Origin of the sequence: Streptomyces rhizoryzae, assembly GCF_023155275.1 — a bacterium.
In the GTDB taxonomy this organism is placed as follows: Bacteria; Actinomycetota; Actinomycetes; order Streptomycetales; family Streptomycetaceae; genus Streptomyces; species Streptomyces rhizoryzae.
In genome coordinates this window covers 29,482-49,764 of record NZ_JALMUV010000043.1, presented here as the reverse complement: position 1 = coordinate 49,764, position 20,283 = coordinate 29,482, and the positions used below count along the sequence as shown (strand labels likewise).

Here is a 20,283-nt window from a genome sequence, read left to right as displayed (position 1 = left end):
CTGTCGTGAGCCGGCGCATCATCGTCGTCACCGCAGTGCACGCGCCGTCGGCGCGTTTCCTGCCGGAGGCGTACGAGTCGCTGTGCGCGCAGCGGCTTCCCGCCGGATGGGAGTGGCGCTGGGTCGTCCAGGAGGACGGCAAGACCGACCAGGTCGCTCCGTTCGTCCCGGACGACGAGCGGGTGACATTCCGCCAGGGGCGGCCGGGTGGGCCCGGCACCGCGCGCATGATGGCCATGGCCCACGCGGACGGCGACTACGTCAAGGTGCTGGACGCCGACGACCAGCTGGCTCCCGGAGTGCTGGCCCGTGATCTGGCCGCACTCGAAGCCGACGCGTCGATCGGATGGGCGACCTCGCGCGTGCTCGACCTGCTGCCGGACGGGTCGACCGCCGGCTTCCCGGGTGACCCGGAGCCCGGCGCGATCGAGCGCGGTACGGTCCTGGAGTACTGGAAGGCGCACGGCTTCCGCGCCCCGGTGCACCCGGCGACGCTCTTCGTCCGCAAGGGCCTGCTCCTCGCCCTGGGCGGCTGGATGGCGCTGCCGGCGTCAGAGGACACCGGGCTGCTGATGGCCCTGGATGCGACGAGCCGCGGCTGGTTCTCCGCCGAAGTGGGGTTGCTGTACCGCAAGTGGCCCGGGCAGGTCACTAGTCAGCCGTCGCACTCGGAGGCCGCCGAGCGCGACGCGCGCACGGCGGTCGTCCAGGCCCGGGCCGAGGCACTGGCAGCCCTCCCCTGGCACTACCCCGCCGGCGGCTGAACGGGGGCTCGCGGCCGGGCCGGGCCGCTCCGGGGCTGGGGAGTGGGTCCGGGGAGCACGTCAGGGCAGGCTGTCCGCGTCGATCTTCGAGAAGACCAGATCGTTCTCGCCCGTGACGGGGCCCCTCAGCCGCTCCGGCACCCGGGCCGTGCCGCGGAGCGCTGCCGCATAGCTCTCGGGCGTGTAGGCGTTGACGAGCCGGTACGCGTGGAAGCCGTGGGCCCGCATCGTTTCCATGAGCTCCCCGGCGGAGTCACCGAGCCGCGCCATCCGCGCGGGGGCGACCTCCACCGTGATCTCGGCGTCCGGGCGGAGCCGGGGAAGCATCGGCCTCATGCCGCGCACCACGCTCCCCTCGGCCCCTTCGACATCGATCTTGATCACGCGGGCCCGTGTGATCTCTCCCTCCGCGAGGAGAGCCGGCAGCGGCCGTGCCGCGATGTCGAACGCCGCCTCGGCCGGCCCGACGTACGGGACGATGCTGTTCGCGCCCGTGTTCGCGGAACTCGCGAGCACGAACGACAGGATTTCGTCGGTGTCCGAGACGGCGCGGTTGACTGCGCGGACGTTGCGGAACTCGTTGAGCGCGACGTTCCGCAGGAGGTGCCGGTGGAGTGCCGGCGATGCCTCGATGGCGACCACATGGCCTCCCTCCCCTACGAGGTGGGCGGCGAGGAGGGTGTGGTAGCCGATGTTGGCACCCACGTCGACGTACGTGTCCCCGGGGCGCAGACGCCGCCGGAGCCAGCGGGTCATATGCGGCTCCCAGACCCCGAACAGGTAGAGGTACCGCTGGATGAGGTCACGGGTGTCGACGGCGACCCGGACGCCGAAGCGCGTTCCGGTCACCCGCCGGCGGGGGTGCTCCCTCAGGCGCGGGGACAGCACGCGGCCCGCGAGCAGGGCCTTGCCGACCGGCACGGGGGCGCCCCGTACGTACCGGCGCCCGAGGGTCACCAGGGCCTCCACCACGGGAGCGGACATCCGCCTGCCTCTCCGGGAGCTGTCGGAACCGCAGTGGTCCACCGCGAGCCGGGCACTGCGCGGAGCGGGTCACCGCCCGCGGTCGAACGGCAGGTCCAGCATGCGGATGGCGTTGCCGCGGAGGAGTTTGTAGGCCGTGTCCGCCGGGAGGTGGCCGACGTGGTCGGCCGCCACCTGCGCGGTGTGCGGCCAGGTCGAGTCGACGTGCGGGTAGTCGGTCTCGAAGGTGGCGTTGTCCACGCCGACGGTCTCGATGGCCTCGATGCCGTGCCGGTCCCGGAAGAAGCAGCAGAAGATCTGGCGGTAGTAGTAGGTGGAGGGCGGTTCGGGGACCAGGTCCTTGACCCCGCCCCAGGCGCGGTGCTCCGCCCAGACGTCGTCGGCCCGCTCCAGCGCGTACGGGATCCAGCCCATCTGGCCCTCGCTGTAGGCGAGTTTGAGCCGCGGGAACCGCACCAGCACCCCGCTGAAGAGGAAGTCCATCATCGAGGCCATGGCGTTGTTGAAGCTCAGCGACGCCTGGACGGCGGGCGGGGCGTCCGGGGAGGCGGCCGGCATCTGCGACGACGACCCGATGTGCATGTTCACCACCGTCCCGGTCTCCTCGCAGGCCGCGAAGAACGGGTCCCAGTAGCCGGAGTGGATCGACGGCAGCCCCAGGTAGGTGGGGATCTCGCTGAAGGTGACCGCGCGGACGCCGCGGGCGGCGTTGCGGCGGATCTCCGCGACCGCGAGCCCGACGTCCCACAGCGGGATCAGGCACAGCGGGATCAGCCGGCCGCCGCTGTCCCCGCACCACTCCTCCACCATCCAGTCGTTGTACGCCCGCACGCAGGCCAGCGCGACCTCCTTGTCGTCGGCCTCGGCGAAGGTCTGGCCGCAGAAGCGCGGGAAGGTCGGGAAGCAGAGGGACGCCTCGACGTGGTTGACGTCCATGTCCGCCAGGCGCGCCGCCGGGTCCCAGCAGCCGCGGCGCATCTGCTCCCGGGTGATGCCGTCGAGCGTCATCTCGTCGCGGGAGAAGCCGACGGCGGCGATGATGCGCTTGTACGGGAAGAGCAGCCCCTCGTACTCCCACCAGTCGGTGATCTGGCCTTCCGGGTCGGTGGTGAAGCGGTACTTCCCGCCCACGTAGGCCAGTTCGCCGATGCCGGCGGTGAACGGCTTCGGGCCGCGGTCCCGGTACTTGCGCGGCAGCCAGGTCTCGAAGAGGTGGGCCGGCTCGATCACGTGGTCGTCCACGCTGATGATCTTCGGGAGCCCGGCGGCCTCCGGATGCCCGGTCCTCTCCGGAGGCTCGGTGATCTCCGGGCGCTCGGCGGTGCCGCTGGTGCTGGTGTTGCCGCTGGTCACGCTGTACCCCCAACTGCCGTGCCGGTGCGTCACGCCGGTACCGAATGAAGCTGACGGGCCATCAGTTCTTACGTGCGGAGGGTAGGAGTTCACCCTTGCGACCACAAGGGAAGGAGGGGCGGAAAGTCGGCGCGGGGCGCCCCCCCACGGCACTCCCTGCCGCCCCTTCCCTCATCCGCCCCCCTCCCCCTCCCCGGCCCCTTGCGCCGCTCGGGTGCGTCCGCTGAACTGACGGTCCATCAGATTTGTGCGGGCCGGCGGACGACGCCGGGACGAGAGGGGCAGCGGTATGCACACGATCTGGCTCACCGGCGCCGAGTGGGCCGCCGTCCTCCGCATCGGCCTCGGGCTGTGGTGGCTGGAGAGCTGGCGGCACAAGGACAAGAAGACCTGGTTCGCCGGCGGGGGGATCCGGTGGGCCGCGGGGATCGCGGCGGAACACCGCTGGCCGGTGGTGCGGACGGGCTTCGACCGGATCGTCCGGCCCCGGCCGCGGCTGATGGCGCACGTCGTCGCCCATGCGGAGCTGGCGCTGGGGCTCGGCCTGGTCACCGGACTGCTGACGCCGGTCGCCCTGGCCGCGGGGCTGGTGCTCAACCTGATCTACCTGGCGCTGATGATCCACGACTGGGCGGAGCAGGGCCAGAACCTGATGATGGCGCTGATATCCGCGGTCGGCTTCGCCACGGTGAGCTGGCAGAACTGGTCGCTGGACGCGGTTCTGGGGGTGTTCGGGGCGGCGGCGGGGTGAGCGGCAGGGGGAGGGGGCAGGGCGGCCCAGGGGCACCCCCGGCCTCCGCCCCTACGCCCCACCCTCGAAGAGTTCCGCATAGAGCCCGCCGCGGGCGAGGAGCTGGGGGTGGGTGCCGGATTCGGTGAGGTGGCCTTCGTCGAGGACGAGGATGCGGTCGGCGGTGGTGGCCAGGTCGAGGTCGTGGGTGATGACGAGGGTGGTGCGGCCGGCGGCGAGGCGGTGGAGTGGGGCCAGGATGCGCTGGGCGGCGAGGGTGTCGAGGCCGGTGGTGGGCTCGTCGAGGAGGAGGACGGGGGCGTCGCGGAGCATCGCGCGGGCGATGGCGACGCGCTGGAGCTGGCCGCCGGAGAGGGCGGCGGTGGCGGGGGCGATGACCGTGTCGTAGCCGTCCGGGAGGGCGGAGACGAAGGTGTGGGCGTCGGCGGCCTGTGCGGCGCGGACGACCTCGTGGTGGGTGGGGGCGGGGTCCTCGCGGCCGCAGGCGATGTTGCGCTCGATGGTGTCGTGCAGGACGAGCGTCTCCTGGGGCAGGAGGGTGATGTTGCGGCGCAGGTCGGCCAGGGAGAGGCGGTCGAGCGGGATGCCGTCGAGGCGGAGGGTGCCGGCGTCGGGGTCGTAGAAGCGCAGCAGGAGCGCGGCGAGGGTGGACTTGCCGGCGCCGCTGGGGCCGGTGATGACCAGGAACTGGCCCGGTTCGGCGGTGAAGGACAGGGAGGTGAGGGCGGGGTGGGGGGAGCCGGGGTAGCGGAAGGTGACCTGGCGGGCCTCCAGGGCGCCGAGGGCGCGGTGCGGGAAGGGGGTGGTGCGGGACGGCGGCGGGTCGGCGACGGCCGGGCGGGCGTCGAGGATCTCCAGCAGGCGGTCGGCGGCGGCGGTCGCGGCGGTGGCGGTCAGGCCCAGGCGGCCCAGGGAGCGGATCGGCGGGTACAGGTAGCCGATGAAGGCGGCGAACGCCAGGAGCTGGCCCAGGGACATCCGGCCGGCCGAGATCTCCCAGGCGCCCAGGCCGATGATGGCCAGCACGCACAGGGTCTCCAGGATCTCGATGAGCTGGTCGTAGAGGGCGTTGAGGCGGGCGCTGGCCACGGAGGCGCGCAGCCACCGGAGGGCCTCCCGGCCCAGGCGCTCCTCCTCGTCGCGCTGGCGGTTGTACGCCTGGGTGAGGACGACGTTGACGAGGGTTTCCTCGACGACGGAGGTGAGTGCGCCGTCGGCGGCGCGCTGGCGGCGGGAGACCTCGCGCAGCCGGCCGGTGAAGCGGCGGGTGGCGGCGAAGAAGAGGGGGGCGGCGACGAAGGTGGCCAGCGCCAGTTCCCAGCGGATCCACAGGGCGGCGGCGCCGTAGAAGAGGGTGGCGAAGAGGGCCGCGCAGGCGCCCACCAGGCCGCTGACCACGAGGCGTTCGATGGCGTCGACGTCGCCGGTGAGCCGTTCGACGAGGTCGCCGCGGCGGTTGCGCTGGAAGAAGTGCGGCGGCAGCGTCTGGAGGTGGGTGAAGACGCGGGCGCGCAGGCGCAGCAGGAAGCGTTCGGCGGTCCAGGCGGCGAGGGAGTTGCCGAGGTAGCCGACGAGGGCGCCGATGACGGCGACCGCGAGCCACTTGCCGGCCGGGGACCAGAAGGCGCTGACCGAGCCCTCCTTGAGGGCGTGGTCGGTGAGTTGGGCGAAGAGCAGGATCGCGGCGGTCTCGGCCAGGGCCGCCACGACGGCGCACAGGCCGACCAGCAGCATCCAGCGGCGGTCGCCGCGGGTCAGCGGCCAGAAGCGGTGGAACGCCTCCACGGGGCCGACGTGGCGGGTCAGGATCGGCGTGTCGGCGGGCAGCGGGGCGGCAGGGGAAGAGGCTGCGGGGGCCGGGAGTTGGCGGGGGGCCGGCGCCCGTGGCGCCTGGTCCGCCGGCGGGGGCGGGGCGGTGCGGGTGGCCGGGTCCGGGCCGCGGTTGCGGCGGCTGCTGCGCAGGTCCATGGTCGTCAGGAACGGACCTGCCCACGAGGCGGTTCGCGCTTGGCTGCGCGGCGCCCCGCTGTGTGGGTCAGGTCCGTATCAGGGGTCGGTGATGTCTGATGGTTTCGGCGCCGCGTGAGGCGCCTTCGGACGGAGGGACGCGTCCGGCCGGCGAGGGCCGGCACGTCACGGACCGTCAACGGAGGTCAGAACCTGCCGATGATGACGAAGTCGCCACGTCCGCCACGGCCACCGTAGTCGCCTCCGCGGCCGCCGTAGTCGTCCCCGTGTCCGTGCCCGTAGTCGCCGTCGCCCCAGTCGCCACCACCGTGGCGGCTGCGGTCGTTCCTGCGGCTGCGGGGGAAGAACACCTTGAAGGTCATCTTCTCCTCCTGCTGTATCGGGCTTCGCCGCGGTCTTCTCCGGACCGTTCTCCGGTGGCGATTCGGTGTGCCCGTCCGGCCGCTCCTGGTGGGGCGTGTCGGCGGACCGGAAACCACGGCAATTCCGACCCTACGACGGGCACATGAGACCAACAAGGGGTTTGCGTGAAAATTCAGGCAAAACGGACAGGTCACCGTGGGTGCGCCACCGGTCGCCGGCGGTCCCGGCCCGCTCACCTGATCGCGGTCTCCCCCGCCGCACCGGCCGGACCCGCCGGATACGGCGGCCGGGACACCCCGCCCGGCTCCGCCGCCACCCCCGCCCGCTTGTACGTCCGCAGCAGCAGGGCCGCCTCCGCGCCGGTGACACCGTCGAGTCGGGCGAAGACCCGGGCGGTGAACGCGTGCAGCTCCTGGGCGGAGCGGTGGCTGGAATAGCCCTGCACATTGCTGGGGCCGGTGGTGACGACGAGGTGGCGGGCCTCCGGTTCCCCGGCCAGCCGGCGCACCGCGGCGTCCAGGCAGCGGTGCGCGACGGTGAGCCGGAAGCGGGCCTCGACCGGGAAGCCCAGGACCGCCGGTTCGGCGTACAGCCGCAGGTGCAGGACGTGCGAGTCCATCAGCCGGGCGAGCCGGCGGCGGGCGGTGGTCTCGCCGACGCACAGCTCCTGGGCGAGCCGGGTCATGGGGGCGCGGGCGTCGCGCTCCAGCAGGGCCACCAGGCGCCGGTCGAGGTCGTCGACCGGGGGCACCGGGGGCGGCGGGCCGCCCTCCGCGACCCGCCGCCGGGCTGGCGTGGGCTCGCCGCCGTACGGGTCCCAGTCGTTGGCGGTCAGCAGCAGCCGCAGCACCACCGCGGTGTGGATGCCGGTGACGCCGGGGATGCGGGCGATCGGCCCGTCGACGAGGGAGAGCAGCTGGTCGGGGCCGGGCACGATCATCTCGGCGACCGCCTCTTCACCCCCGTCCTGTCCCGGCTCGGCGATCTGCACGGGCACCGGCGGGTGCTGCGCTGGAACCTCGCCCTGGTCCTCGCCGGCTCGGTCCTGGTCGGCGTCAGCCGCTCCTTCGGGCTGCTGCTGGCCGGCTCGGTGCTCCAGGGCGCGTTCGCCGGCTTCTTCCCGCTGCTGGTGGGCATCCTGCGCAACCGCGGGAGTGCCGGGCAGAACCGCCGCGGGATCAGCGTGATGGTCGCGGCACTGGTCGCCGGGCTCGCGCTCGGTACGGTCGCCAGCGGGCTGATCGCCCAGTTCGTGGCCCGGCCCACCGCCGCCCTGTGGGTCCCGGCCTGCGCGGTGGCGCTCGCCCTGGCGGCCACCTGGCCGCTGCTGCCGGAGAGCGGCGAGCGCCCCGGCGGCCGCACCGACTGGCTGGGCGCGCTGCTGCTGTGCACCGGGCTGGTCGCCGTCATGCTCGCACTGGGCCAGGGCGGCTCGCCGGGCTGGGCGTGGACGTCGTCCCGGACGCTCGGCAGCCTCCTCGGCGGCCTCGCCGTCACCGCGGTCTGGGTACGGGTCGAACTCCGCACCGCCGAGCCGGTGATGGACGTCCGGCTCTTCCGCCGCCGCAACGTCGTGGTGGTCTCCGCCGTCACCCTCACCTTCAGCTCGTGCATGCTCGGCCTGCTGGTCGCCAACCCGGTCTTCCTGGGCACCTCCCCCGCCGAGGCCGGCTACGGGGCCGGTGCGGTCTCCTGGACCAGGCCGAGTGCCGCCTCACCGAAGGCGCGGACCCGGGCCGTCGCGCCGTCGGCGGGCCACACCAGGCTCCATTCCACCGGCGCGGCGTCCTCGAAAGGGACATAGGCGACGTCGGGACGGGCGAAGTAGCGCCGTGCGTGGGCGCCGACGGCGAAGACGCCTTCCCCGGCGCCCACGCGCGTGAGCACCTCGTTGAACGTCATGGCCGGCGGACCGGGGGTGAGGGGCCACCCCGCGGCCGTCCGGCGCGGCGTGCGGTCCTCGTGCGGGGATTCCGGCGGCGTCCCGGGAATCCGCAGCACGGTCACCCGGGCCAGGTCCTTCACGGAGACGGTGGTACGGCGGGCGAACGGGTGCCCGGCCGGTACCGCGAGCATCCGCGCCTCGCGTACCAGGACCGGCCCCCGCACGGTGCCCTCCTCGTCCCTCGGCTGGCAGGTCAGCGCGATGTCCACCTCGCCCTCGCGCAGCCACGGCAGGATGTCCGGCAGGCGTGCTTCCTGGAGTCTGACCTCGCAGTCGGGGTGCCGGGCGCGGAACGCCTGCGCGGCCCCGACCAGCAACTGGCCCGCGGCCGGCCCGTGGAAAGCGACCCGCAGCAGCCCGGTCAGACCCCGCCCGGCGTCGACCGCCCGCTCGACCGCGTCGGTGATCCGGGACCAGGCGGGGCGTATCTCCTCGTACAGCTGCCGGCCCACCAGGGACAGCTCCACCCTGCGGCTGGTGCGGTGGAACAGCGGGACGCCGACGCGGCGCTCCAGTTTGGCGATGGTCTGGCTGATCCGGGCCGTGGACACGTGCAGCCGCCCGGCGGTGCGGCCGAAATGCAGCTCCTCGGCGAGCGTCAGGAACGCCTCCAGCTCGTGTCGCTCCAGCATCCCGCCCCTCCCTTCGTTAACCGACGCTTAACGGCCGTTGCCCGGAAGCGCGTTGATGCCCCCTCCGGGCCGCAGCAGGATCGAAGCCATCGGGAAACCGCCTCACCTGCACAGGAGGACATCATGTACGTCACCCACGACCGCGCCCTGGCCGCCCCCGCGCACGACACCGCCGCGGTCGCCGCGGAACTCCGGGACCGGGCGGAGATCACCGATGCCCTGTACCGCTTCGGACTGGGCCAGGACCTCAAGGACCAGGAGCTGTTCGCCTCGGCCTTCGCCCCCGACGCCGAACTGGACTTCCGCCCGGCCGCCGCCAAGTGGGGGGCCCGGCCGCCGCTGATGACCGGGCGGGACACCATCGTCACCACCATCCTGGCCATGTTCACCGGCCGGGTGGACACCACCCACCAGATCACCAACACCCGGATCGCCGTCGACGGCGACACCGCCCGGCTCACCGCCCTGGTGGAGGCCCAGCACCTGCTCATCGCCGACCCCGCCACCCACGCGCTGCTGAAGAACCCCTACGCCGTCGATCTGGTCCGCGACGGCGACCGCTGGGTCATCCGCCGGCTCCGCATCGACAACACCTGGTACACCGGCGACCCCACCGCGATCTTCGGCTGATCTCCGCCCGCGGGACCACACCAGGGCCCTCCCGCCGCCCATCCGACCACCGGCCCTGGAGATCCCCTCCCTCCCCCGAAAGGCCCGACTCGACATGAAATGCGCTGTGCTCGGCGGCACCGGACTGATCGGCGCCCGGATCGTGGCGGCCCTCACGGCGGCCGGCCACGACGCGACACCCCACGCGCGCTCCACCGGCGTGGACCTCCTGACAGGCGAGGGCCTCGCCCCGGCACTCGCCGGCGCCGACACCGTCATCGACGCGACCCAGTCACCCACCGCCGACGACGCCTCCGCCGACTTCTTCCGGACGGCCACCGGCAACCTCCTCGCCGCCGCCCGGGACGCCGGCGTCCGCCACGCCGTCCTGCTGTCCATCGTCGGCGTGGACCGGGTGCCCGGCCTCGGCTACTACCGGGCCAAGGTCCTCCAGGAGGAGCTGTACGCGACCGGGCCGGTCCCGTACTCCCTCGTCCGCGCCACCCAGTTCTTCGAGTACGTCGACGAGATCATGTCCTGGACGACGGAGCGCGGCACCGTCCGGCTGCCCACCACGCTGCTTCAGCCCGTGGCCGCCGACGACGCCGCCCGCGCGGTCGCCGCCCTCGCCGCCGGCCGCCCCCTCCATGGCGTCCGCGACATCGCCGGCCCCGAGGTCTTCCCCCTGGACGACCTCGCCAGGATCACCCTCGCCGCCCGTGGCGACCGCCGCACCGTCCGCACCGACCCCACCGCGGGCCCCTTCGCCACCGCCCCCGCCAACGCCCTCACCGCGAGGGACGGCACGCACCTCACCCGCACGCGCTACCGCGACTGGCTCACCGGCTGATCCAGCGGGGCCGAGGGCCCGCGCGCCGGCCCCCGCCGGCTACCCACCCGCCCGCCGCCCGCCACCTCTCTCACGGCCCGCCACCGCGCCCGCCCGGTCAACCCGCCGGCCAGCCGCCGCGCGTCCGCCCCGATCGCCCGCGCCGCCCGCGCCGGGCTGTCCACCGCGAGCGTCGCCCACGACGCGACGGCGTCCGCGTCCGCGTCCGGCGACCGGTACACCACCCGCTCCCACCAGACCCCCGGCGTCCCGAGCGCCGGCCCCCGCGTCACGCCGCCACCTCCAGCCCCGCAGCGACCGGCCGCGCCACCACCGCGTACGCGCACCCTTGCAGCGGCGGCCCCGGTTTTCCAGCCGGCCGGGGCCGCCCGCCCCTACCGCCCCGCCACCCCGGAGCCCCGCGACCCCGAGCGAGGCCGTGCCCAGCCCCGTCGGGCCCGGGAGCCAGCCCGGGGTGCCGGGCTGGTGGCGGAGGTACTGGGTGCGGTAGCGGCGGCATTCACGGTGCCAGGTGAGGATGCCGGCGAGCCAGTTCTCCAGTTCGCGCACGTAGCCGTCGAGGGTGGCGCGGGCGTCGGCGGCGAGCTTGAAGTCGTCGTAGAGGATGGGGAGTTGGGTGGCAGCGACGTGCTGGAACTCGCGCATGCGGGAGGTCATCAGGTCGTGGACGATGCCCAGCGCGGCCGGGTAGTCGCAGTCGAAGAAGTTCTGCACGACCAGGAGGGCGTTGTGCACCTCGCCCTCGTACTCGATCTCCTTCTGGTACGAGAAGACGTCGTTGAGCAGGCAGGCGTAGTCGGCGGCGGCGTTCTCCAGGGAGCGCATCGGGCCGCTGCGGTAGATCTCCGGCGGGACCCGGCGGCCGTGGCCGAGCCGGCTCAGGCTCATGGTCAGGTCGGAGCCGAAGGTGGCGCGGCGCATCTCGACGTAGTCGACCGGGTCCGGGATGCGGTGCTGGACCTGGTTGTCCAGCTCCCAGAGCCAGCTGGCGGTCATGGTGTCCACGGCCTGCTTGAAGGACCGGCGGGCGTCCGGGGCCAGCGGGCCGGACGTCCGGGCCCAGAGGTCGGCCAGGGCGCGTTCGAGGGCGTTGGCCGGCTCCGGGGCCGGGGTGGCGGCGTCCAGCGGCATCAGGGTGGACAGCCGCTTGGTGGTGGCCACCGCGCCCGGCACGTCCCGGGTCCGGCCGAAGACCGCCGGGTAGTAGTCGTCGGCGTAGGTGCCCCAGGTCAGCCACTGGGTGCTCAGGTCGAGCTGGTCGGGGGTGGCGTCCGGCTGGAGGCCGGCCGCGCACAGCGCGAAGTCGAAGCGGATCAGCGCGTCCTCGTCCCAGATGTCGGAGAGCGGTACGCCCGGCTGCGGGCGCAGCATGCCCATCCGGTGCGCCCAGGTGACGACGTTGCGGCGGGCCGCCGCGAGGTGGGGGCTGAGGGTGGTGGTGAACGGCATGGGGAAGGGCGGAAGTCGGGACGGGCCGACCTTCCGGTGGGGGACGTGGGTGCGGCGGCGGAGCCGCTGGCGGGTGCCGGTGGCCAGGAGGGACGGCAGGTCCGCGGCCGAGGTGCCCAGGCCCGGCACCCCGGTGGCCAGGGCGGCCAGGCCCCCGGTGCCCGGGCCGCCGAAGGCCGTCGGTGACCAGGCGGCCGTGGCGGCGCCGGGCGCGCCCGCACCGCCGCCGTTCATGTAGCGGCTGGAGCGCATGTGCCACTCGTGGCCGCCGGACTGCCAGTCCTGGAGGCCCTTGGCGTAGGCGAGCACCGCGGCGCAGCCGGCCGGGTCCAGGCCGGTGTCGGCGAAGAGCGCCGGCAGCTCGGTCAGGACGGTGTCCTCGAACTGCTGGAGCCGGGAGGTGATCAGGTCGTTGACCGCGTCCGCGGCCTGCTGGGTGGTGCAGTCCAGGAACGTCTCCAGCACCAGCACGCCGTTGCTCAGCTCGCCCTCGTCCTCGGTCTCCCGCTGGTAGGAGAAGAGGTCGTTCCGCAGGTGGACGCCGTCGGAGAAGGTGTCCTTCAGGACGCGGAGCGGGCGGGAGGCGGCGACCGCGGCCGGGACCTCGGCGCCGGTGGCGTACTCGACCAGCCCGGCCGACCAGGGCGCGCCGCCCACCTTCCGGCGCATCTCGATGTACTCGACGGGGTTGGGGATGCGGTTGATGTTGATGTTGGAGAGTTCCCAGAGGGACTCGTTGAGCAGGTGCTCGGTGCTCTCCGCGAAACGGGCGCGCCAGTCCGGCGACATCGCGGGCACGGTGCGCGCCCACAGGTCGGCGAGCCCGGCCTCCACCTGGTTGACCGGCTCCGGGACGGGCGTGGACAGGTCCATCGGCATGAACGCCGGCAGCCGGTCGAGGTACGCCTTGCCGCCCTCCCGGTCCAGGGTGCGCTTGAACGTCTCCAGGAAGTGGTCGTCGAAGAAGAAGACCCAGACGTACCAGTCGGTGACGAGGTTGAGCGCCTCCTCGGAGGCGTCGGGGTGGGTGTAGGCGCAGAGCAGCGCGTAGTCGTGGGCGTCGAGGTCGCGCTCCTCCCAGATGCCGGAGCCCTCCAGCATGCCCATCTTCCGGGCCCACTGCCTGGAGTGCGTCCGGGCGGCCTCCAGGTGCGGGTTCAGCCGGGCCGGATGCGGCAGGTAGAAGTGCGGCAGGGTGAAGGGCTGCGCTGCGGACTGCGATCGTGACTGCGTCACCGTTGGTGGGCCTCTCCCGGTACCGATGCCTCCCGTACGGACCGTCGGTACGGAAGGAGGGCGCGCCGAAGCACCCCCTTTGACGGCGCAGCCCTACCCCGGGGCCCGCGGCCGTAGGCTCATCCGGTCGCACCGCCCCTGAACTGGCACCCTTTCGGGTTGAGTTGACGGGGAAGGGGTGCGGGGCGCGGGGCGTTCGGGTTATGGGCGGGCGGGTGCGGGCCGTGCGGCGGCGCGGCGCAGGGCCAGGGCCGCCAGTGCCTCCGGGGCGCCGGCCTGGCCGCGGATGCCGGGGAAGGCGTTGACGTCCACGATCAGCGGGGTGCCGTCGCCGGCGTCGAGCAGGTCCACCCCGTAGACGTCCAGGCCGAAGGCCGCGCCGGTGCGCAGGGCGGTGGCGGCCCAGCCGGCGGGGAGGCCGGCGGCGGGCAGGGGGAGGTTCGGGCCGCGGCCGCCGGGGGAGAGTTCGGAGCGGCGGCGGGCGGCGAAGAGCTGTCCGCCGACGACCCACAGCTTGTGGTCCCAGCCGTCGTTGGCGGTGAACTCCTGGACGATCACCGGCTCGCCGGGGTGGGCGGCGGCCAGCCCGGCCAGCCGGCCGGGGGTGTCGACGCGGGCCACCAAGTCGCCGCGGCGGCTGTGCCGGCTCTTGAGGACGAAGGGGAAGCGGGTGTCCGGCGCCGGGGCCCAGGGCTCGCCGAGGACGGCCTGGCGGACGGTCGCGGCGAACGGCAGACCGGCCGCGCGGGCGGTCTCCGCCATCGCCACCCGGTCCTGGCAACGGGCCGTCGCGGCGGCCGGATTGACGACCGGCGCGCCGGCGGCCTCCAGGCGGGCGGCCAGGGCCAGGGCCCGCGGCGTACGGGCCTTGAGGAGGTAGACGTCGGCGAGCGGTGCGCCGGACGGGCGCGGGGAGCCCGGGGCGTCCCGGGAGAGCGGGGCGTGCGGCCCGCCGGCGCCGCCGTCCGGTCCCGTGCGGTCCGCCGCCTCCGTACCGTCCTCCGGCCCGAGGAAGAAGACCCGGTGGCCGCGTCCGCGCAGCACCCCGGCGGTCGCGGCGAGCAGCGGGTGCCCGGGGTCGGCGCTGATGATCCCGATCCGCGCCGCCCGGCCCGTCACAGCGCGCCCCCGACCGCCTCCGCCGCCGGGCGGAGCCCGCGCTGGTGGCCGATGAACGGCAGGGCCGGCACGGCGCCGTGGTCGCTGCCGCCGCGCGCCAGCCGCAGGACGGCGGCGGAGACCCGGGCGACCGCGTCCGGGACCTGCCGGAAGCTCGGGAAGTCGTTGATGTCGACCACCACCGGGCCGTCCGGCCCCAGCAGCACATCGACGCCGTACAGGTCGAGGCCGAAGACCGCGCCGACCTCGGTGGCGATCCGGGCGACCTCGCGCGGCAGCGGCACCTGCCGCTCCCGTACCGCCTGCCCGGGGTGGAGCGGCGAACTGCGCTCGGTGGCGTAGAGCTCACCGGCGACGCAGTAGACCTTCAGGTCGGTACCGGAGTTGGGGACGTAGGGCTGCGCGATCAGCATGCCGCTGCCGGCGGCCTCCGGCGGTGCCCCGCCGGCCGCGGCGGTCAGCTGCCCCGGCCGCTCCACCAGCCGCACCGCCCGCCCGGAGCTGCCGTCGGCCGGCTTCACCACCAGCGGGAACTCCGTCTCCGGCAGCGCCGCGAACTCCTCGGCGCGCACCGCCGCGTAGGTCATCGGCACCGGCAGCCCGCCGGCCCGGGCGATCGCCGCGGCGAGCGCCTTGTCCCGTACGCCGCGGATCGCCCGGATGTCGTTGACCGTGGTCAGCCCGGCGGTGGCGGCGGCCTCCAGGAGGGTCAGCCCGGGCCCGCCGGAGACGGTCTTGAGGACCCACGCGGCGTGGCCGCCGGTCCGCACCGCCTCGGCCAGTTCGGACATCCGGATCAGGGAGCGGCCGGGCCACAGGACGTCCACCCGGTGGCCCCAGGCGCGGAGTTGGCCGATCACGTCCCGCGGCATGCCGTCGTGCCGGTACTGCTCCTCGACCAGGAAGCAGAGTCTCGTCGTCGCACTCGTGTATCGCCGCACGTCCACCTGTATCGCCAGCCCCGCCCGCCACCGCCGGCGGGCGTCCACCCCGTGCCGCCGTACGGGCCTGTCCGCCCGGCGGGAATCTGACGCACCAGGATCCCATGCGGGGTCCGGGGCGCCTGCCGTGGCCCGGACCGCCGCCCGGATGCGGTGTTTCGGCGACGTTACGCCACCTGGCCGGGCCTGCGCACAGGCCGTGAGCTGGGACGCGGAACGGGCCGCCCGGGGTTGCGCCACCCGGCCCGCCACCGTGCCGAATCCCGCATGTCGAAAGGCTTGTTCCGCTTAGTGGGTGGTCCTAGGGTTCGGGCCACCCAGCGCGGCCGGCCCGGTTCCGGGCCCGGCCGCGGCTATGTATGCGGCGACGGAAGCAGGCGATCGGGTTGGCGAACGAGCGGCGGGGTCAGGAGGCCGGGTCGTCCCGGGGCGGGTGTCCGGGCGGCGGGCGGCCGGGATCCGCGGAGGCGGGCGGCGCGGGAGTGGGCGGCGCCCCGGAGGGCACCCCGGTGGGTGGCCTCCCGGTGGACGGCGGCCAGGCGGGCGGCGGGCCGGGCGCGGCGGGCCCGGAGGCCGGGCGCGGCGCCCCCGCGGCGGGCTCCGGCTTCGGGCGGCGCGGCTTCCTGGCCGGCGTGGCCGGGCTCACCGGCGCCGGCGCGAGCGGCCTGCTCGGCGGTCCGGCCGCCGGCCCCGCGTACGCCGCCGGCAGCGGGTACACCGCGGCCCGCGGAACCGGCCCCGGTTCCGCGGCCCACCGGCCGCCCCGGCCCGACCAGTTCGGCGGCGACCGGCAGCTGCTCCTGCCCGAGGTGGTGCTGCTGCCGGACGGCCCGGTGCGCGACCACGCGGTCCTCGTCGAGCGCGGCACCTTCCGGGAGGTCGGCCCGGCCGCCCGCCTCCTGGCCGCGCACCGCAACGGCCCCGCGCCGGTCCGCCTCGACGGCCACCTGCTGATGCCGGGCTTCGTCGACACGCACCACCACCTCACCCAGAGCTTCGGCAAGGCCCAGTCGTTCGGCCAGCCGTCGGAGATCTTCAAGACCGTCTGGGAACCGCTGGAGCACGCGCTCGACGAGGAGACCGCCTACCTGTCCGCGAAGCTCGCCGCGCTGGAGGCGCTGCGCGGCGGCTTCACCACCGTCGCCGACGCCGGGACCCGCGCGCCGGTCGACGTCGCGGCGGTCGCCAAGGGCACCGAGGAGGCCGGGATCCGCTGCGTCCTGGGGAAGATCGTCTCGGACGGGACCGGCGGCCCGGCCCACCTGGCGCGCTGGGACGGCCACCCGCTGGTCCACCCGTCGCTGGCCATCGCCGTCCCCGAGGACGCCACCGGCACCGTCCTGAAGCGGACCGCCGACCTCTGCGCCGAGGCCGAGGCGGTCTTCCAGATCCACGTCAACGAGCACCTGGCCTCCGTGGAGCGCTCGTTGAAGAGCGTCGGCCGCCGCCCGGTGGAGCACCTCCACCACCTCGGCGCCCTCGGCCCGTACACCCTGGGCGCGCACGCCACCCTGCTCACCCCCACCGAGATGCGGCAGCTGGCCGACAGCGGCGCGGCGATCAGCTACAACCCGGTGGCCAGCGCCTGGAAGGGCAACGCCGTCGCGCACGCCACCATGCTGGCCGCGCTCGGCGTCCGCTTCGGCACCGGTACGGACGGCACCCGCGGCGACGGCTTCCGGCTGGTCGACGCGGCCGAGACGGCGCAGCGGCTGGCGTACGGGCTGGCCTCGGGCGACTCGGTGTGCGGCGCCGGGCGCCTGTGGCTGGAGCACGCCACGGCGGGCGGCGCCGACGCCCTCGGGCTGGGCCGCGTCACCGGGCAGGTCGCCGCCGGCAAGGCCGCCGACTACCTCCTGGTGGACCTGGCCGTCCCCGAGCTGACCCCCTCCTACGACCTGCGCTGGGAACTCGTCCGGCTCGCCAACCGCGACCAGATCCGCGCCGTGGTGGTGGGCGGCCGCCTCCGCCTCTGGGAGGGCTGGCCGACCGACTGGGACGCGCACGCGCTGGTCGCCCGCGCGGCCGAGGTCGGCCCGCGGGTGGTCGAGCGCGCCAGGATCCAGCGGGTGGAGCCGCGATAGGAGCGGGCGGGGCACGTCGCCGGGGCGGTGGGGCGCGCCCGCTCCGGCCGGGCGCGCCCCGCCCCGTCACTCCCCGACGCGCACGAACCGCCACCGCTGGGAGGCCGCGCCGTTCGCCGGCTCCACGTGGAGCTGCTCCCGCCCCGACTCGTTCAGGGTGGCCACCGCGTCCTCGTTGGGCGAGTGGATCCGGTACGTCCCCTCACCCGCCGGCTCGATGGCGAACTGGCTCCGGCTGCCCTCGGAGGCGACGATGGTGTCCCCGCGACGGGACCAGGCCGCGTCCGGGTGGGTCGTGGAGTTGATGGTGAAGGCGCCGTTGCCGGCCGGCCTCACCGTCCACTGCTCCTTGAGGTCCTTGTTGTGTGAGCCGACGATGAAGAAGATCGGCGGGTAGACCGGGATCGTGAGGGGCGAGAAGTCCAGCTTCCCGGCCTCGGGATTCTCATTGACGATCAGGTACCGGCCCTCCTGCATCCGCGCGGCGGCCGCGTCCGGTCTGGCGGCCTGGGCCGAACCGGTCAGCGGCGCCAGGGCCAGCAGCGCGGCGGCGGCAGCGGCGAGCACGGCGTTGCGACGGCGCATGGGGTCCCCTCCTGGTTCCTCGTGGTCCTCCCGGCCCTTCCGGAAGGCCGCCCTCCGATCTGTCCGCGGCACGCCGGCCCCACTCCCGGCGCCCGCCCGATTACCTCGTGTGGGTTAGACGTTCGGGCGTCGCCCGGGCACCCGTACGCCCTCCGCCTCCCGCGGCATCCACCGGAAGACCGCCCCGGCCGCCACCGCCACCCCCGCCGCCAGCACCAGCGTCGCGACATGCAGCCCGTCCGTGAACGCGGTCACCACCGCCGTCCGCAGCCCGGCCCCGCCACCCGGCAGCCCCCGCAGCGCCGCCTGGGCCGCCGCGACGGTCGTGGGCGCGTCCGGCCCGGCCAGCGGCTCCGGGAGCCGGGCGGTGAACACCGCGGCGGTCAGCGTCCCGGTCACCGCGATCCCCAGCGCGCTGCCCGACTCCCGGGTCAGGCTCTGGAGTCCGGAGCCCACCCCGGCCTGCTCCGGCGGAAGCGCGGCCATCATCGCGTGCGAGAGCAGCGGGGTCGCGGTCCCGCAGCCCAGCGCGGTCAGCCCGGCCCCGGCGGCGTACAGCGCGTACGGCGTGGTGGCGTCGGCCGCCGAGACGGTGGCCAGCCCGGCGGCCAGGACGAGCATCCCGCCCGCCACCGCGCCCCGCCGCCCGCACCACCGCTCCAGCAGCAGCCCGCACCGAGGCCCCGCCAGCAGCGCCGCCGCCATCGGCAGCAGCCGCACCCCGGCCCCGAACGGCCCGTAGCCCTTGGCGTACTGGAGGTACTGCCCGTTGAGGTAGAACAGCCCGAACATGCCGAGGAACAGCACCGCCATCCCGGCCGCCCCCGCCCGCACGGCGGGCCGGGCGAACACCCGGGGGTCCAGCAGCGGCCGCGCGGACCGCAGTTCGCGCCGGGCCCAGCCGGCCAGCAGCAGCCCGGCCGCCGCCAGCGAACCGAGCACCCACGGGCTCAGCCAGCCGTCCTGCGGTCCGCTGACGATCCCGTTCAGCAGCGCCAGGAACCCCCCGGTGAACAGGACCGCGGCCACCGGCGCCACCGGCCCCGGATGCCGTGCCGCCCGCGGCGCGACCACCGCGACCAGCACCAGCGCCCCCAGGGCCACCGGCACCACGCACACGAACAGCGCCCGCCAGCTCCCGTACTGGATGGCCGCGCCGCCGCCCACGTTGCCCAGCACCGCGGCGAGCCCGGTCATCGCCGCCCAGACGGCGATCGCCCGCCGCCGCGGCCCGTCCGCCAGCCCGTCCACCAGCAGCGCCAGGGTGCTGGGCAGCACCGCCGCCGCCCCCACCCCGCTCAGCATCCGCCCCGCGATCAGCACCCCGACGTGCGGCGCCGCCGCGCACACCGCCGAACCGGCGACGAAGACCGCCATCCCGCACAGCAGCACGCCCTTGCGCCCGCGCCGGTCGGCCACCGCCCCGGCCGGCACCAGCAGGCAGGCGAAGACCACCACATAGCCGTCCACCACCCACACCACGGCACCGGCGGACGGGTGCAGCGGCCCCGCGGACAGGTCCGGAATGGCCAGGTTGACCGCCGAGACCATCCCGACCACCAGCGTCACGCACAGGCACATCGCGCAGGTCACCAGCGCCCGCGGACGCCCCGGCGGCGGCCCGCCGTTCACCCGGGCTCACCGTCCCGGACCCGGTCCAGCCGCGCCCGCAGCGTCAGCCGGTCCCCGCGCAGGTGGAGGAACTCCAGGTCGGCCGGCCGCCCGTCCGCCAGCCGCGTCAGCCGGTCCACCGCCAGCACCGCGCCGCCGGCCGGCATCGCCAGCACCCCGCAGGTCGCCGGGTCCGCGACCACCGCCCGCACGGACACCTCCGCCGAACCCAGCGGCATCCCGGCCGCGTTCTCGATCAGTTCGAACACATCGCGGTTCTCCAGCCGCGCCCGCCCCAGCGCCAGCAGCGGCTCGCCCACTTCCGGGATGAGGTACGTGCAGTCCAGCGAGAGCGGCGTCCCGTCCACCCGCCGCAGCCGCTCCAGGTAGACCGCCGGGCTGCCCTCCGGCAGGCCCAGCCGCCGCGCCACCGATGCCGGCGGCCGCACCGGGCGCGCCGCCCGCACCTCGTTGACCACCGTCCCGTACCGCTGGAGCACCTCGGCCAGCCCGGCCAGCTCGCCCAGCGGATGCTCGTACGCCCGCCCGACGACGACCGTGCCCACCCCGCGCCGCCGCTCCACCAGCCCCTCGTCGCGCAGCAGGCCCAGCGCCTCCCGGACGGTGTTCCGCGAGGTGGCGAACTCCGCGATCAGCGCCCGCTCGTCGGGCAGCACCCCGCCGGGGAACGCCCCGCGCAGCACCTGCCCCCGCAGCACGTGCGCCACCCGCCGCGCCCGGTCGGCCCGGGTGGAGCCGTCGTCGGCGGGGCGGGGGCGGGCGGCGGCGGACCGGGGGCGGGGGCCGGCGGGGCGGGCGCCGGTCCGGGCGGCGCGGCCCGTCCCGCCCGCGTCCGCCACGTCCCCGCCCGCGACCGGTACCTGCCCGTCCCCGCCCCCGTCCCTCTCCGCTGCCACGTCCGCCTCCTCGTTCACCGCCGGTCCCCCGCCGCACCGTTGCGGCCGGTCCCCGACGCTAGGTGAGTGGCGTTACACCCGCGTTACGCCACCCACCCTGACCTGCGCAGATATCTGACCTG

At 75.1% G+C, this 20,283-nt stretch carries 17 protein-coding genes and 1 pseudogene; 6 read left to right on the top strand and 12 right to left on the bottom strand.

Annotated elements, in window-relative coordinates; translation table 11 throughout:
- Positions 1-5 precede the first annotated feature (5 nt).
- A complete protein-coding gene (locus tag MUU72_RS27870; RefSeq protein WP_248016174.1) occupies positions 6-764 on the top strand; it encodes a glycosyltransferase family 2 protein in 759 nt (252 codons plus the stop codon).
- Between the two features lie 60 nt (positions 765-824).
- On the opposite strand, the gene MUU72_RS27865 is transcribed toward MUU72_RS27870, so the two are convergent.
- Positions 825-1,748, bottom strand: a complete 924-nt coding sequence (locus tag MUU72_RS27865; RefSeq protein WP_248016173.1) for an FkbM family methyltransferase — start codon at positions 1,746-1,748, stop codon at positions 825-827.
- 69 nt (positions 1,749-1,817) lie between these two features.
- Positions 1,818-3,053, bottom strand: a complete 1,236-nt coding sequence (locus MUU72_RS27860) for an amidohydrolase family protein (RefSeq protein WP_248016194.1) — start codon at positions 3,051-3,053, stop codon at positions 1,818-1,820.
- Between the two features lie 337 nt (positions 3,054-3,390).
- Between MUU72_RS27860 and MUU72_RS27855 the strand changes: the two genes are divergently transcribed.
- Positions 3,391-3,852 (top strand): DoxX family protein, encoded by a 462-nt coding sequence (locus MUU72_RS27855; protein WP_248016172.1) that lies wholly within the window; start codon positions 3,391-3,393, stop codon positions 3,850-3,852.
- Positions 3,853-3,903: 51 nt separating this feature from the next.
- Here the strand turns inward: MUU72_RS27855 and MUU72_RS27850 are convergent, their stop codons facing one another.
- The 3 genes from MUU72_RS27850 to MUU72_RS27840 form a co-directional block, all read right to left on the bottom strand.
- Complete coding sequence (locus tag MUU72_RS27850) at positions 3,904-5,820, bottom strand: ABC transporter ATP-binding protein (RefSeq protein WP_372503267.1); 1,917 nt, start codon at positions 5,818-5,820, stop codon at positions 3,904-3,906.
- 185 nt (positions 5,821-6,005) lie between these two features.
- Positions 6,006-6,182 (bottom strand): hypothetical protein, encoded by a 177-nt coding sequence (locus tag MUU72_RS27845; RefSeq protein WP_248016171.1) that lies wholly within the window; start codon positions 6,180-6,182, stop codon positions 6,006-6,008.
- A 233-nt stretch (positions 6,183-6,415) separates the two neighbouring features.
- Positions 6,416-7,180, bottom strand: a complete 765-nt coding sequence (locus MUU72_RS27840) for an Lrp/AsnC family transcriptional regulator (protein WP_248016170.1) — start codon at positions 7,178-7,180, stop codon at positions 6,416-6,418.
- Positions 7,181-7,186: 6 nt separating this feature from the next.
- Between MUU72_RS27840 and MUU72_RS35940 the strand changes: the two are divergent.
- Positions 7,187-7,819 (top strand): annotated as a pseudogene (locus MUU72_RS35940) (MFS transporter); the annotation flags it as partial.
- A gap of 35 nt (positions 7,820-7,854) precedes the next feature.
- Here MUU72_RS35940 and MUU72_RS27835 read toward each other — a convergent pair.
- Positions 7,855-8,760 carry a LysR family transcriptional regulator gene (locus tag MUU72_RS27835; protein ID WP_248016169.1) on the bottom strand — a complete coding sequence of 302 codons (906 nt, stop codon included), beginning with the start codon at positions 8,758-8,760 and terminating at the stop codon, positions 7,855-7,857.
- A 123-nt stretch (positions 8,761-8,883) separates the two neighbouring features.
- Between MUU72_RS27835 and MUU72_RS27830 the strand changes: the two genes are divergently transcribed.
- Positions 8,884-9,390: a nuclear transport factor 2 family protein gene (locus tag MUU72_RS27830; RefSeq protein WP_248016168.1), complete on the top strand. Its 507-nt coding sequence runs from the start codon at positions 8,884-8,886 to the stop codon at positions 9,388-9,390.
- 94 nt (positions 9,391-9,484) lie between these two features.
- Positions 9,485-10,219, top strand: coding sequence for an SDR family oxidoreductase (locus tag MUU72_RS27825; RefSeq protein WP_248016167.1), 735 nt, complete (start codon positions 9,485-9,487; stop codon positions 10,217-10,219).
- A gap of 39 nt (positions 10,220-10,258) precedes the next feature.
- On the opposite strand, the gene MUU72_RS27820 is transcribed toward MUU72_RS27825, so the two are convergent.
- The 3 genes from MUU72_RS27820 to MUU72_RS27810 all read right to left on the bottom strand — a co-directional run bounded on the left by MUU72_RS27820 (position 10,259) and on the right by MUU72_RS27810 (position 14,895).
- Positions 10,259-12,904 carry a terpene synthase family protein gene (locus MUU72_RS27820; RefSeq protein WP_248016166.1) on the bottom strand — a complete coding sequence of 882 codons (2,646 nt, stop codon included), beginning with the start codon at positions 12,902-12,904 and terminating at the stop codon, positions 10,259-10,261.
- 201 nt (positions 12,905-13,105) lie between these two features.
- Positions 13,106-14,023: an ATP-grasp domain-containing protein gene (locus tag MUU72_RS27815; RefSeq protein WP_248016165.1), complete on the bottom strand. Its 918-nt coding sequence runs from the start codon at positions 14,021-14,023 to the stop codon at positions 13,106-13,108.
- Positions 14,020-14,895, bottom strand: coding sequence for an ATP-grasp domain-containing protein (locus MUU72_RS27810; protein ID WP_248016192.1), 876 nt, complete (start codon positions 14,893-14,895; stop codon positions 14,020-14,022). Before MUU72_RS27810 ends, MUU72_RS27815 begins: the two co-directional genes overlap by 4 nt.
- A gap of 863 nt (positions 14,896-15,758) precedes the next feature.
- On the opposite strand from MUU72_RS27810, the gene MUU72_RS27805 reads away from it, so the two are divergent.
- Positions 15,759-17,048, top strand: a complete 1,290-nt coding sequence (locus MUU72_RS27805) for an amidohydrolase family protein (RefSeq protein ID WP_248016191.1) — start codon at positions 15,759-15,761, stop codon at positions 17,046-17,048.
- A gap of 66 nt (positions 17,049-17,114) precedes the next feature.
- Here the strand turns inward: MUU72_RS27805 and MUU72_RS27800 are convergent, their stop codons facing one another.
- The 3 genes from MUU72_RS27800 to MUU72_RS27790 all read right to left on the bottom strand — a co-directional run bounded on the left by MUU72_RS27800 (position 17,115) and on the right by MUU72_RS27790 (position 20,161).
- The gene (locus MUU72_RS27800) at positions 17,115-17,633 is read right to left on the bottom strand and encodes an RICIN domain-containing protein (protein ID WP_248016164.1); all 519 of its coding nucleotides are present in this window, start codon (positions 17,631-17,633) and stop codon (positions 17,115-17,117) included.
- Positions 17,634-17,747: 114 nt separating this feature from the next.
- A complete protein-coding gene (locus MUU72_RS27795) occupies positions 17,748-19,265 on the bottom strand; it encodes an MFS transporter (protein WP_248016163.1) in 1,518 nt (505 codons plus the stop codon).
- A complete protein-coding gene (locus tag MUU72_RS27790; RefSeq protein WP_372503266.1) occupies positions 19,262-20,161 on the bottom strand; it encodes a GntR family transcriptional regulator in 900 nt (299 codons plus the stop codon). The genes MUU72_RS27795 and MUU72_RS27790 overlap by 4 nt, the downstream gene beginning before the upstream one ends.
- Between the last annotated feature and the right edge of the window lie 122 nt (positions 20,162-20,283).